Origin of the sequence: Massilia sp. UYP32 (assembly GCF_050434365.1) — a bacterium.
GTDB classification, from domain to species: domain Bacteria; phylum Pseudomonadota; class Gammaproteobacteria; order Burkholderiales; family Burkholderiaceae_D; genus Telluria; species Telluria timonae.
This window is the reverse complement of record NZ_JBNDIK010000018.1, coordinates 83,123-97,053: the sequence shown is the minus strand read 5'-3', so window position 1 is coordinate 97,053 and position 13,931 is coordinate 83,123. Positions and strand designations below refer to the sequence as shown.

The window sequence follows — 13,931 nt, the reverse complement described above, 5'->3', positions numbered from 1 at the left end:
AATGGCTGCTAGTAGAAATAGATATCTCATTAAGATCATAAGCACATCAAGTAGTTTGTTCGGATTTTGCCAATGATGGATTTTCATAGATAGGATCAATATTGCCAATCAGAGGAATCCAGTGGCGATCCGAATGAAAGACAATTTCTTGATATTTGGCTTTAAATTCTTTATGCCACTTGTATGGATTGACAGCGTAGGCAATTGGAATGTCAGCTATGTTGCTATGTTTGATCCAACTGAAGCCGTTGGGTGTCTCGATGTCAGAATCATCAAGAATCTCCTTGGCAGTTTCGGCACAGGTGTCGTTGACAATTGCCGAATAAGTCAACTGTCCTTTATATATTTCAACTCGCGCTTTTGTAGTGTTTTCATTTACTGCCCCTGCTTGTTTTCTACTTATCGGAATTTTGAAGGATTTTACTTTTTCCGTAATCATGTAATCAGCAGTGCCGGGCCGTGAATTTTTCTGCCCATCTTTTTTTATGGCGCCAACTGTATATATCTGTTTTCCCTTGCTAAATCCTTTATTGAGCCAGCCTACTTTCCCGGCCCCATCAGGACCGAAGCTGAAGGATTGAATTACTTTAGTATTTTGTACTAGGTAATAAAACATGTGTCCATAATCAATTGCGATGTCATGAGTATTATTTTTGAATGCATCGACACTATTGACTTCAAAGCCTATAACAAGATAGAAGACGTCCAGCTCTACGCTTTTTCTGGCTGTATGGTCAACAGGCGAAGTACGTGATGCTCCAATATTCGCCCACTTCATTGTCCGAGACGGCATCCTTGTCATTCTTTAACCTCGATAGTCACGGTTTCTTCCTTATCGGATCTGACAATATGAGTCAGGCCGTTCTCATCCGTTTTTCCATACTCAAACGTTCCGTCTTCGCGCTTGATTCTGTAATCGACATGAGCAAGTGGTGCGCCGGTGGCTTTATCACGCACGGTAAAAGCTTCATCAAAGAGGTTTGCATTAGAATCGGGCAAGCTGCCTAACCTGGATGGACTGCCTTCGCCCTTATCAAATTGGTGTTTGCCGCCCTTGACGGAAAACTTCCCCGGACAGGCGAACGTAATGTCCCCACCTTCCAGCGTGATCGCCGACTCGCCCGCCTGCAGCACAATCTTTTCCTTCGCCTTGATCTCGATCCGGTCATTCACCGACATCACGGTGACTTCCTTGTCCGCCAAAATCTCCAGCTGATCCGTATGCGCCTGCAACGACACCGGTCCATTCGCCGCAATCGCTTGAATCCCGCCCGCATGCGAAAACAGGCTGGCAGCGCCACCTGCAACAGTCGACACCGTATGCGCCGCGGCGATATGGACATCCGACTGCGTCGTCCACTGCATCTGCCCGCCGGCATAGATCACGGTCGATGCCGGCGTCGCCCAATTGATGCTGGCCGCCGAGTCCATCAGCACGACCGCCGCCCCGAATTTTTCAACTGGCTGCCCGCCATCGAGCTCGCGCGACCCCGCCTTGGCCTTGAGCGCCGTCTGTCCCCCAACCGCACCGTCGTACTTGCCCCTGGCCTGAGGATCGATCAGCGCGATGAATTCCTCCTGCGCCTTGGCTGCATCCCTACTAAACAGCGCCTGCGACTGGCCCGCCGCATCGCGCAGCGCGTCGCCCAGCGATTGCGCCGCCTTGAACTGCGCCACAGCCTCCGCCACATCCATCTGCGTCGACGTGATCCCACTCCCGAGCTGCGGCCGCGCACTGGTCGACAGCAGCACGCCTTCACCGCCGCGCACGACCGTCCAGGCATCGGTGCGCAGCTCGAAGCCGCTGCCGCGATAACGCCCGCGCTGTGACGTGCCGGGCGGCTGCTCGACCAGATAGCCAAGGTTGAGTTCGCTGCCGGCGCTGCTGCTTGCCAGCCGCGTGCGCAGCTGTCCGGGCGTATCGTCCACCTGCCACTGATTGAAACCCCCGCCATCGAAGTTTCGGCTATGAATCCCCGACAGCACGCCGGCATGCTCGGCGCCGGAATCCACCCCAGCCGGAAAGGGCGGCAGATCGACGCCGTTATGCAACTGCGCGACGATGACTGGCCGGTCGATATCGCCTTCAATAAAATCCACCAGCACCTCGGTGCCGATGCGCGGCGTGAACACCGTGCCCCAGTTCGGACCGGCCAGCGCCTCGGCCACCCGTATCCAGCTGCCGGAAGCATCGTTGCCCGGCGCGCTGCCCCGTTCATCCAGGTTGTGCGCCACGCCTCCGGGATTCGGATTGACGCCACGCTGCCAAGCGAACTGGACTTTTACTTGATGATCGCGCGTGCTGGTGGCGACCGCATTCGGCAAGCCGACCACCAGCGCGGTCTGCGGCCCAAGGCTAGTGCAGGGATGCGGCGCGGCGGTCGCGGCCGGCACCAGCGCCACCACGTCGCGCACGCAGGCGAAGGTATTGCGGTAAGTGCCGTTCTCGACCTGTTTCGACGCGCCTGCGATGCCGGTGTCGAAGTTGTTGCGCGCCTCGTGTTGCACCCACAGCACGGTGAAGGCGTTGGCGCCGGCCGGATAGCGGTCGTGCTGCGTCAAGCTAAAGCCGTGTCCCGCCGCCAGCCGGCGCACGGCGCCCGCGCCTTCGAAGACCTTGTTGTCCAACTCGAGCGCCAGCAGCATCAACTCGCTGTGACCACGCATCGCGGCGCCGGTGTCGCCGCCGATGCGTTCGCCGCTGCCGTCGTGGATGGAGAGCGCGGGCAGGGCACCGGCATCGAGGTGCGAACCCAGTTCGGCCGCCGGCGCCAGCAAGACGGCCGGGTTCCAGCTGCTGATGCTGACGCCGTTGGCTGCTACCCGGCGCCTTGCGTGGAAGGCGTCGATCGCATCGTCGCGCTCGGTCGCACGCACGCCATGAAAGCGCAACGTCGCGCCGCCGGGCATTGGGGGAATCCGCGCCCGCCGGTCGAAGATCACCAGCCGGTGCCGCGCCTGGCCGTGGTCGGCGCCCGCCACTGTCTCGAACGGAGAATGATCGAAGCGCCAGCTCAGGCCCTCGGACGCCAGCAGCCGCGCGAAGAATGCGTAATCGCTTTCGCGGTACTGGGTGCAGACGGGCCGTGGCGTCAGTTCCTGCGTCACGTCGAACGCGACGTTCACCTGTGGATAATCGGCCAGTAATTCACAGACGATGTCGCGCACCGTCTTGTTCTGGAACAGGTAGCAATCGCGCCGCAGCGTCAACAGCGCCAGCGCCGGTTCGAGCACCAGGCGGTAGCGGGCGACGCCGCCATCGGCGCCCAGCCAGGACGCTTGCGTACACAGGCCATGCCAGGCGCGCCGGCCGCCGTCCGGCTGCAGCAGCCCGACAGTCAATTCTTCGCCGATGAAGGAAGACAGGTCGAGGTCGGTCGAGGTGCTGAGCGCATCGACCTCGAAGCGGAACAGCTCGTTGACGGCCTCGCGTCCCGCGAAGCGCTCCGCCACCAGCGATTGCGGCAAGCCGCTTTGCTGGCTGCTGGCCAGGGTGAGGAGCCGCGCGTGCTGGCTCAGGCCCGTGCCGTACAGGCCGAGCGAAGCGGGGGCGGGAAAGGCTCTCATCGGCGCGCTATTCCGCGTTCAGGACATCACCGCCAGCAGCTCGAGCTTGAGCTCCTTCATGCCGGCCGGGACGTAGATCGAGATCGACTGCGCCTTGAGCATGCGCTCGTACATCGCCCCTTTCGCCTCGAGGATGAAGTAGCAGGTGTCGGGCCGCACGGGGATCGCCGCCGGCGGCTGTGGCGTGTACTGCAGGCGCACGCCGGGCAGGGCCGAGAGCACGAATTTCTCGACGTCGTCCGGGGCGCCGACCTTGAAGCGCAGCGGCGCCACGTCGACCAGTTCCACCGCCGGGATGTCGGCCGAGACGGCGATGTAGAAGGTGGTGTCGTCGTCGATCTTGCCCGAGTCGAGCATGCCGATGTGGTAGCAGGGCCGCACCTCGTTCAGGGCGATGCCGAAGTACTTGGCCGAGATGACGGTGTCGAGCAGTTCGCGGATGATCTGGTGCAGCCTGGCGAAGGCGGGGCCGGGATCGTGGTGCTGGTAGGACGGCAGATCGGACAGGGTCCAGCTCTTGGAAAAGGTCATCAGGCCGCCGGCCACGTCCAGCAGCGCCTCGAACACGCGCTCGGGGTGCAGCGCCGGCTGGTTGAAATGGTGCGACAGCGTCGCATAGGCCGAACTGGCCGTGTGCAGCAGCCAGAACGAGGACATGTCGCCCGAGCGGAATTCGATGACGTTGCGAGTCGGCTCGCGGTGGTGGCCGTACAGCGCGCCGACCTTGGCCTGCAGCGCGTCGAGCAGGCGGCGCAACTGCTGGAACAGGGCCGGGGCGGCGCCCAGCGACATCGACGGCGGCACCAGCGCCGGATCGAGCTCGAAGCCGCCGGTGGCGCATCTGCGCACGCGCAGCAAGGGAAAGTGGATGTAGGCGTCGCGCGGCTCGAATTCGGACACCAGGCGCAGCGCGCGCTTCAGGTAGGCCAGCTGCACCGGCGCCGCCTGGGTGTAGAGGTCGGGCGTCTCTTCGTTGGCCTGGATGAAGCGGGTCGTGCTGGCGGACTGCGTGGCCGCCTGCCCCGGCTGGACGAAGTTGGCATTGAAGGGCTTGAGTCCCGGCAGCGCCGCGTAATACGTCACGGCCTGCACCGACTGCTGCAGGCCGCTCAGGTCGACGGTGCCGGGCAGCTCGTCGAGGCCGGGCGCCTCGTACAGCTCGCCGTCCTGGAAGCGCAGCGACAGTCCCAGCACGCGCAGCATGCCGCTCGCCAGCGCCTCGCGGTCGATCTCGAGCCCCTCGACCCCCCATGCATACGGGTGCGCCGCCTTGACGCCCTTGTACAGGCAATGCTCGTGATAGGCGTCCTGGCGCTGGAAATGCTGCGGGCGCAGCAGCAGGCCTTCGCCCCAGAGGACTTTGCTGGTCATGGCTGTTGTTCCTACACCTTGTTCTTTGCGAAAGGAAACGATAACGACGAGATGCTGTTGCGCATGTGAACTTGATCAAAGGTTGGCGCTAAACGTCGTGGCAACATGCTTCGGTGCGCAACACCAGCTTGTGCCAACGAGGGGGATCGATGAAAGGATTCACGCCGGACCTGTTCGACCGCCTGCTCGGCCAGCCGCTGCGCAATGGCGTGGTAGTGGCGCGCCTGAACGTCGAGGAACTGAAGGATGCGGTCGCGCGCGACCTCGAAGCGCTGCTCAACACGCGCTCGACCATCCAGCACGGCGCGCTGGCCGTCTTTCCCGAATGCGGCAAGTCGATGGTCGGGTATGGGCTGTGCGACTTCGCCGACCGCTCGCTGTCCAGTCCCACCGACCGCGCCCACATCTGCGCCTGCATCGAAAACACCATCGCGCGCCACGAGCCGCGGCTGCAGAACGTGAAGGCGCTGCTCGAGATGCAGGGCGATGCCGGCGCGCCCTCGGTCAACCGCCTCGGTTTTTCGATCACGGCGGTGCTGGTGGGAAGCATGTCGGAGGAGCCGGTCAACTTCGACGCCGTGCTGCAGCCGTCCACGCTCCAGTACAGCATCCGCAAGGCCGGCCGCGCGGGCGCGGCGGCGGCGGCATCGGCGATGGCGGGAGCCTGAGTTGGACCGCCTGCTACCCTATTACGAAAGCGAACTGGCCTACCTGCGGCGCAACCTGCGCGAATTCGCCGAGCGCTATCCGCGCATCGCCGGGCGCCTGGCGATCAGCGGCGAAGTATGCGAAGACCCGCATACCGAACGCATGATCGAGTCGTTCGCCTTCCTGAACGCGCGCATCGCCAAGCGCCTGGACGACGACTATCCCGAGTTCACCGAGGCGCTGTTCGATGTGCTGTATCCACATTACCTGCGGCCTTTTCCATCGTGCTCGATCGCGCGCCTGGACGTCGCCGCCGCGGCCAAGCAGCAGACCACGGTGAGCACCATCCCGCGCGGCACCAAGCTGACCACGCGCCCGGTGCGCGGCGTGACCTGCATCTTCCGCACCGTGTACCCGGTCGCGATGGCGCCGCTGGTCCTGAGCCGGGCGGTGTTCTCGCCGATCATCCACGCGCCGGATGCGGTGCGCCTGCCGCCCGGCGCCAGCGCGAGCATCAGCCTGTCCCTGAACGTTGGCTGCGAAGGCGGCGGCCTGGAGGCGATCGACCTGCCGGCGCTGCGCCTGTTCCTCGATGGCGAACCGTCGTTCTGCGCGGCCCTGCGCGACGCGCTGCTGGCGCGCACGGTCGCGGCCTATGCGCAGCCCGAGGGCGGCCACTGGATCGCCCTGCCGGCGCTGCCGGTGCGCGCCGCCGGCTTCATCGAGGACGACGCGCTGATCGACTTCCCGGCCCGTTCCCACACCGCCTACCGCCTGCTGACCGAATACTTCTGCTTTCCCGAGAAGTTCAATTTCGTCGATCTCGACCTGGCGCTGCTGGCGCGCAGCCTGCCCGCGGGCACGCGCCGCCTCACCGTGCACCTGGCCCTGAACGGGATCCGCAGCGACTCGAACCTGGCGCGCATGCTGTCCACCCTGTCGACCAACAACCTGGTGGCGGGCTGCACGCCGGTGATCAACCTGTTCGCCCAGCGCGGCGAACCGATCCGCCTGACCCATGCCACGGCCAGCTATCCGGTGCTGGCCGATGCGCGCCGCGCCTATGCCTACGAGGTCAACGCGATCGACGAGGTCAACCTGGTGCGCCAGACGCCGCAGGGCGAGACGGTGGTGCGGTTCCAGCCCTTCTATTCGCTCAAGCATGCGCAGACGCCCGAGCAGAACGGGCATTACTGGGCCATGCGCCGCGACGACACGATGGCCGAGCGCAGCCCGGGCTTCGAAACCCAGATCTCGATCGTCGACATCGACTTCGACCCGGCCGACGTCGAGACCACGACCCTGAACCTGGAGCTGACCTGCACCAACCGCGATCTGCCGCTGCTGCTCAGCTACGGCCAGCCGGGCGGCGACCTGTTCCTCGAAGGCGGATCTGGCGTGCGCGAGATTTCCTTCCTGCGCAAACCCAGCCCCACCTGGCGCTTCTCGCGCGGACGCAGCGCGCACTGGCGCCTGATCTCGCTGCTCTCGCTCAACCACCTGTCGCTGGCTGACGGCGGCGTCGACGCCTTCCGCGAGATGCTGGCCCTGCACGACCTGCCGCGCTCGGCGGCGTCGACGCGCCAGGTCGGCGGCATCAATGCGATCGCCTATACGCCCACCAGCGCCTGGCTGTCCGGGAACCCCTTCAACTGCCTGGTGCGCGGGGTCGAGGTCAGGATCGCGATCGACGAGGAAGCGTTCGTGGGCAGCGGCATCCATGCCTTCGCCCACATCGTCGAGCGCTTCCTGGCGCTGTACGTGCACGCCAACAGCTTCACCCAGCTGGTGATCGTGTCCCACCAATCCGGAGAGGAGCTGCTGCGATGCGGGCCGAGAAGCGGAGAACTGAGCCTCCTGTGATCGAGCGCCTGCTGCGCGAGCCGTGGCGCTTCGAGTTCTTCCAGGCGGTGCGCGTGCTCGAGCTATGGCTCAAGCGCCGCGGCCGCCGGCCGCACGGCCTGGTGCCCGACATGCTGCGGTTCCGGAACACCCTCTCCCTCGGCTTCCCGGCCAGCCAGCTGGAAGCCATCGAGCCCGAGCTGCGCGACCTCGAGGTCGGCATGCCCTTCGACCTGCCGATCGACGCCGCCGCGCTGGGCGAGGCGGTGCGCGAAGGGACCTTGCGCCGGGTGCACCTGACCCCCGCCTTCATGGGCCTGCTGGGCGGGCACGGCGTGCTGCCGGCCCACTACACCGAGCGCATCGCCGAGCACGCGGCGCGCCACAAGAACGAAGACGAGGACCAGGGCCCGCGCGCCTTCCTGGACGCGTTCTCGAACCGCTCGCTGGCGCTGTTCTACGAAGCCTGGCGCAAGTACCGCTTGCCGTTCAAGTACCAGCTGGACGGCCAGGATGCCTTCCTGCCCCTGCTGCTGTCCCTGGCCGGCCTGGGCGACGCCGCGCTGCGCCGGCGCCTGGCCGGCGCGGCCGACGGCGCCGTGCTGGACGAATCGATCGGGTATTTCGCGGCGGCGATCCGGCACCGGCCGGTGTCCGCCGTGCAGCTGGCGCGGGTGCTGTCGGAATACTTCGGCGAACAGGTCGAGGCCGAGCAGTTCGTCGGTTCCTGGTACGACGTGCCGCCGGCGCAGCAGACCACGCTGGGCCAGGACAGCGCCGTCCTCGGCGCGCGCGCGATCGCCGGCGCGCGCGTCTGGCAGCGCAGCCTGCGCCTGCGCCTGGTCGTGGGGCCGCTGGCGCATGCCGGCTTCCAGGCCTTCTTGCCGGGCGGCCTGGCGGCGCGGGCCCTGGGGAGCGTGCTGGCGCTGTTCACCGGCGTCGCGCTCGAATACGAAGTCGAGGTGGTCCTGCGCGCCGCCGACGTCCACAACACCACGCTGGACGACCTGCATCCCGGCCGCCTCGGCTGGGACGCCTTCCTGGTGCTGGACGCCCCGCCGGGCGACCGCCACGACGTGCGCTATGACCTGAACGCGGCCGGACGGCCGCCGCACGCCTGCTGAACGCACCTGCCGGCGCCGATGGCGTATCCTGACGATGTCAGGCTTCGCGCCTCAATGAACGGGAATGGTGATGAGCGAACGTATCATCTCGGCGATCAAGCTGGGCGGCCAGCAGCTGGCCGCCGTGGTCACGCTGCCGGGGCCGGAGCGCTACGAGTACTTCATCAAGCGCGTCGCCGACGCGCGCGAGGTGTGGGGGCTGTACCAGGACGGCTGGGCCCTGGCCAAGACCGACGACGGCACCCTGGTGTTTCCGATGTGGCCGGCGAGCGACTACGCCAGCCTGTGCGCCGAATACGAATGGGACGGCTATGACGCCCAGGCGTTCTCGCTCGAGGAGCTGATCGACGAATTGCTGCCGCAGCTGGAAGAAGACCGGGTGTTGCCGGGCGTGTTCTATACCCCGGGCGACAAGGGCATCACGCCGAGCGTGGTCCAGCTGATCGGCGACCTGGAGGACGAGCTGCGCAGGACCTGATTCCGTGTTTTACAACCGCGCCAGCAATTCCTCCACCACCGCCAGCTGCACCGGCTTGGTGAGATGGTGGTTGAAGCCGGCCTCGCTCGAGCGCTGGCGGTCGCTTTCGGCGCCCCAGCCGGTCAGGGCCACCAGCACGACCCCATCCAGTTCCTCCATGGCGCGGATCGCGCGCGCCGTGTCGTAGCCGCTCATGCCCGGCATGCCGATGTCGAGGAAGGCGACGCGCGGACGAAACTCGCGCGCCGCCTCCAGCGCCCCGTAGCCGTCGTGCGCCACCCGGGTGACGTGGCCCGACGCTTCCAGGATCATCGACAGCGTCAGCGCGGCATCGACGTTGTCGTCCACCACCAGCACTTTGAGACCGGCCTCGCCGCCGCCGGCCGGGCCACCGTCGCCGGCCGGCGCGTCCCAACCCAGCGGGCGGGCGGCCTGATCGTCGGACACCTCAGCCAGCGGCAGGCGCACCGTGAACACGCTGCCGGCGTTCGGGCCGCCGCTCTCGGCGACCACGCTGCCGCCATGCATCTCGACCAGGCGCCGCACCAGCGACAGGCCGATGCCGAGCCCGCCCTGCGAGCGGTCGACGGTGCGGCCGATCTGGTTGAACATCTGGAACACGCCGGCCAGCGCGTCGCCGGCGATCCCGACGCCGGTGTCGCTGACGGCGATCACCGCTTCAAGCCCCTCGCGCCGCACCGACAGCCGGATATGCCCGCGCGCCGGCGTGTACTTGGCGGCGTTGTTGAGCAGGTTGGCCACCACCTGGGCGATGCGGGTGGCGTCGGCGTCCATCAACAGCGGCAGGTCGGGCACGTCCACCTCGAGCGCGTGCTGGCCGGCCTCGATCAGCGGCAGGCTGGTCTCGACCGCGCTGGCCAGGATCGCGCGCAGGTCGGCGCGCTGGCGTTTGAGTTCGAGCTTGCCGCCGCTGATGCGGGCCACGTCGAGCAGGTCGTCGATCAGGTGCACCATGTGGCCGACCTGGCGTTCCATCATCTCCCTGACCTTGCCGACCGCCGCCGGATTGTCGCCGCCCAGGCGCATCACCGACAGGCCGTTGCGGATCGGCGCCAGGGGATTGCGCAGCTCGTGCGCCAGCGTGGCCAGGAACTCGGTCTTGCGGCGGTCGGCCTCGGCCAGGTCGGCGGCCAGCCGGCGCAGCTCTTCCTCGGAGCGCTTGCGCGCCGAGACGTCGGAAAACAGCAGCGCCACCTTGCGGCTGTCCGGGCCGCCGATGCGGTTGGCGTAGACGTCGAACCAGCGGCCCATGGCCGGGGCCTCGTTCTCGAAGCGCGCGGGGATGCCGGTCAGCGCCACCCTGCCATAGGTCTCGAACCAGAAGTCGTCCAGGCCGGGCAGCAGCTCGCGCGCGGTGCGGCCGGCCGCATCCACCAGGCCGGTGTGGCGCTCGAACATCGGGTTCATCTCCAGGAAGCGGTAGTCGACCGCCTTGCCGGCCGCGTCGAAGATCGTCTCGAAGATGCAGAAGCCCTGGTCGACCGACTCGAACAGGGTGCGGTAGCGTTCTTCGCTGGCGCGCAGCTGCTCCTGGACCTGCTTGTTCCCGGTGGTGTCGAGGACGATCGCGACCAGGCCCTGGAACTCGCCGTCGGGGCCGCGCAGCGCATTGACGCTGCTGGTGGCCGAGACCAGCGAGCCGTCCTTGTGCAGGTAATACTTGTCGAGCGCCACGCCGGCGGCGCCGGCCTTCAGGCGCTCGAGCGCATCGTGGGTCTGGGCGCGCGACTGCGGCGCGGTGACCTCGGCCACGCTCATGCCGAGCAGCTCGGCCTCGCTGCGGCCCACCATCTCGCAATACTTCTGGTTGGCCAGCACGATGCGGCCCGCGGTGTCGATCTGCACCACCCCGGTGGAGGCCTGGCTGACGATCTTCTCGAAGCGCTCGCGGCTGGCGTGCAGCGCGCGCTCGGTCTCCTTGCGCAGGGCCTCGGCGCGCACCTGTTCGGTGATGTCGCGCGAGATCGCCAGCAGGCGTGTTTCCTGGTCGCCGGTCGCGGCGGTGCGGGTGACCATCACGTCCCACCATTTGGGCTTGCCCTTGACCGTCGGACAGGCGGCGCTGAAGTGCCCGGTGCCGCCGGCGCGCGCCGCGTCCAGGGCCGCCTCGATGGCTGCGTGCGACGGCTGCGGCCAATATGCCTTCCACGGCTTGCCGCCCACCGTCCCGGCGTCGTCGATCTCCATCGAGAGCAGGCCGTTGCGGTTGATCGCCAACACCATGCCGTCCATGTCGAGCAGTTTCACGCAGTCGGGTATGGCTTCGAACAGGGCCCATCCCAAGGTGATCGTGTCCTGCTGCGGCGTGGGGGCGCGGTTTTCCTGCATCTGTCTGTTTCCGGTAAAACGTCATCTATACCACAACGGCCCGGCCGGGAGCGTCCGCGTCCGGTGAATGACACATAAATATTAAAAATGCCGCTAAGAAAAGCACAAGCGTGCCGCACCAGTGTCATCAAACTGTGACCAAACTGTCACGGAGTCGTCATGTTGCCTTACTACCATTTAGTGGCTTTCCTTTCCCACACTAGAAAACAGGATCCACTTCCGTGAACAAGCCGACCGATTTCGCCCGCATGCCTGTCGACCACGACGACATCGATTCGAACAACTCGTCGAACGAACACTTCAGCACCGTCCTCCAGACCCGCCTGAGCCGCCGCAACATGCTGCGCGGCAGCGCTGCGACGGCCGCGACCGCCCTGCTCGGCAGCTTCGGCCTGACCGCCTGCGGCGGTTCGGACGACGATCCTGTCACCCCGCCGACCAACCCGCCGACCGGCACCACCCCGCCGCCGGCGCCGGTCGAGAAGCTGCTCGGCTTCACCGCCGTGGGCAAGAGCCTGGCCGACACCGTCGTGGTCCCGGCCGGCTATACCGCTACCGTCCTGTACGCGCTGGGCGATCCGCTCACCAGCAGTACCCCGGCCTACAAGAACGACGGCACCGATACTGATTTCGAAAACCGCGCTGGCGACCACCACGACGGCATGGAATTCTTCTCGCTGTCCGACAGCGGCGGCGTCTCGACCACCGGCGCCACCCGCGGCCTGCTGGCGATGAACCATGAGGCCACCACCAACGAAGGCCTGCCGTCGTTCTTCGTGCACGCCAACGGCGGCACCAATGCGCTGCCGCGCCCTGCCCTCGAGGTGGACAAGGAAATGGCCCTGCACGGCCTGTCGGTCCTCGAAGTGCGCAGCAACAACGGCAAGTGGGAATACCTGAAGGGTTCGAACTTCAACCGCCGCGTGCACCAGCAGACCGAAGTCCAGATCTCGGGCCCGGTGCGCGGCAATGCCCTGGTCAAGACCAAGTACTCGCCGGACGGCACCAAATTCCGCGGCACCATCAATAACTGCGGCACCGGCCGCACCCCGTGGAACACCTATCTGTCGGGCGAGGAGAACTGGGCCGGCTACTTCACCCGTTCGAGCACCGACAACGCCGCGCGCGGCGACAAGAGCGTCGCTTCGCTCAACCGCTACGGCATGTCGCAGGGCGCGTCCTCGCGCCACGGCTGGGAAACCGGCGGCGTGGACGACAAGTACCAGCGCTGGGACATCAGCAAGAAGGGCACGTCGACGGACGGCACCGACGATTACCGCAATGAACTGAACGGCGAAGGCTACATCGTCGAGATGGACGCCTACGACAAGACCCGCCCGCTCAAGAAGCGCACCGCGCTGGGCCGCTTCGCCCACGAAAGCGCCTCGTTCGGCCGCCTGACCGCCGGCCAGCCGCTGGCCGTCTACATGGGCGACGATTCGCGCGGCGAATACATCTACAAGTTCGTGTCGACCGCACCGTGGAACCCGGCCGACGCCGTCGCGCCCGATCGTATCGCCACCGGCGACAAATACCTCGACAGCGGCAAGCTGTACGTCGCCAAATTCAATGCCGACGGCAAGGGCCAGTGGATCGAGCTGACCATCGCCAACAGCGCCATCGCCAACTACGCGACCTACAAGTTCGCCGACCAGGCCGACGTGCTGGTCAACGCCCGCCTGGCCGCCGACGCCGTCGGCGCGACCAGGATGGACCGTCCGGAATGGTGCGCGGTGAACCCGGCCACCGGCGAGATCTACTACACGCTGACCAACAACAGCAACCGCCGCGTCGAGCCGGGCAGCTCGAGCCAGGTCGCTCCGGACGCCGCCAACCCGCGTTCGTACACCGACATGAAGGGCTCGACCGCCCAGCTGGGCAACTCGAACGGCCACATCATCCGCGTGCGTGAAGACGCCGGCTCGACCTCCACCGGCTTCGCCTGGGACGTCTACCTGTTCGGCGCCGAAGCCGCCGCCGACGCCGCCCGCATCAACCTGTCGGGCCTGACCGCCGACCAGGACTTCTCGAGCCCGGACGGCCTGGCCTTCAGCAACTCGACCGGCATCTGCTGGTTCCAGACCGACGATGGCGCCTACACCGACGTCACCAACTGCATGATGGTGGCCGGCCTGCCGGGCAAGGTCGGCGACGGCAAGAAGGTCACCCTGACTTATCCGAAGACCGACGGCTCGACCCTGAGCGTCGACACCTTCGTGGGCAAGGCCGCCAGCGCCGATACGCTCAAGCGCTTCCTGGTCGGCCCGGTCGGCTGCGAACTGACCGGCATCACCGAGACCCCGGACGGCAAGGCGCTGTTCGTCAACATCCAGCACCCGGGCGAGACCACCGCCGCCGCCAACATCGGCGATGCCAGCAAGTACACCAGCCAGTGGCCGGCGAACGCGGGTTACGGCGCCGGCAAGCGTCCGCGCTCGGCGACCCTGGTCATCACCAAGAACGACGGCGGCCGTATCGGTTCGTAATGTAAGGCCGTAAGACAAAACGGGCCGGTTGCGCAAGCAGCCGGCCCATTTTTTTATTGTGCGCAA

The 13,931-nt window shown here is 66.0% G+C and carries 9 protein-coding genes; 5 read left to right on the top strand and 4 right to left on the bottom strand.

Features of this window, described 5'->3' with window-relative positions; translation table 11 throughout:
• Positions 1-46: 46 nt before the first annotated feature.
• The 3 genes from ABIB42_RS15680 to tssK are packed head-to-tail and all read right to left on the bottom strand — an operon-like array spanning position 47 to position 4,938.
• The gene (locus tag ABIB42_RS15680) at positions 47-778 is read right to left on the bottom strand and encodes a hypothetical protein (protein WP_219861921.1); all 732 of its coding nucleotides are present in this window, start codon (positions 776-778) and stop codon (positions 47-49) included.
• Between the two features lie 20 nt (positions 779-798).
• Entirely contained in the window at positions 799-3,567 is a 2,769-nt protein-coding gene (locus tag ABIB42_RS15675; RefSeq protein WP_429248625.1) for a type VI secretion system Vgr family protein, read from the bottom strand.
• A gap of 18 nt (positions 3,568-3,585) precedes the next feature.
• Positions 3,586-4,938, bottom strand: a complete 1,353-nt coding sequence (gene tssK / locus ABIB42_RS15670) for a type VI secretion system baseplate subunit TssK (protein WP_314436380.1) — start codon at positions 4,936-4,938, stop codon at positions 3,586-3,588.
• A 149-nt stretch (positions 4,939-5,087) separates the two neighbouring features.
• Here tssK and tssE point away from each other — a divergent pair, with 149 nt between their 5' ends.
• The 4 genes from tssE to ABIB42_RS15650 all read left to right on the top strand — a co-directional run bounded on the left by tssE (position 5,088) and on the right by ABIB42_RS15650 (position 9,030).
• Positions 5,088-5,606: a type VI secretion system baseplate subunit TssE gene (gene tssE, locus ABIB42_RS15665; protein ID WP_429248624.1), complete on the top strand. Its 519-nt coding sequence runs from the start codon at positions 5,088-5,090 to the stop codon at positions 5,604-5,606.
• A gap of 1 nt (position 5,607) precedes the next feature.
• Positions 5,608-7,449 carry a type VI secretion system baseplate subunit TssF gene (gene tssF, locus ABIB42_RS15660; RefSeq protein WP_005664208.1) on the top strand — a complete coding sequence of 614 codons (1,842 nt, stop codon included), beginning with the start codon at positions 5,608-5,610 and terminating at the stop codon, positions 7,447-7,449.
• Positions 7,413-8,552 (top strand): type VI secretion system baseplate subunit TssG, encoded by a 1,140-nt coding sequence (tssG, locus tag ABIB42_RS15655; RefSeq protein ID WP_429248623.1) that lies wholly within the window; start codon positions 7,413-7,415, stop codon positions 8,550-8,552. Before tssF ends, tssG begins: the two co-directional genes overlap by 37 nt.
• A gap of 70 nt (positions 8,553-8,622) precedes the next feature.
• Positions 8,623-9,030 carry a DUF2750 domain-containing protein gene (locus tag ABIB42_RS15650; RefSeq protein WP_005664212.1) on the top strand — a complete coding sequence of 136 codons (408 nt, stop codon included), beginning with the start codon at positions 8,623-8,625 and terminating at the stop codon, positions 9,028-9,030.
• Between the two features lie 9 nt (positions 9,031-9,039).
• Here ABIB42_RS15650 and ABIB42_RS15645 read toward each other — a convergent pair whose 3' ends face one another.
• Positions 9,040-11,379: a PAS domain-containing protein gene (locus tag ABIB42_RS15645; protein WP_429248622.1), complete on the bottom strand. Its 2,340-nt coding sequence runs from the start codon at positions 11,377-11,379 to the stop codon at positions 9,040-9,042.
• A 221-nt stretch (positions 11,380-11,600) separates the two neighbouring features.
• Between ABIB42_RS15645 and ABIB42_RS15640 the strand changes: the two genes are divergently transcribed.
• Complete coding sequence (locus ABIB42_RS15640; RefSeq protein WP_429248621.1) at positions 11,601-13,865, top strand: PhoX family protein; 2,265 nt, start codon at positions 11,601-11,603, stop codon at positions 13,863-13,865.
• Positions 13,866-13,931: the final 66 nt, after the last annotated feature.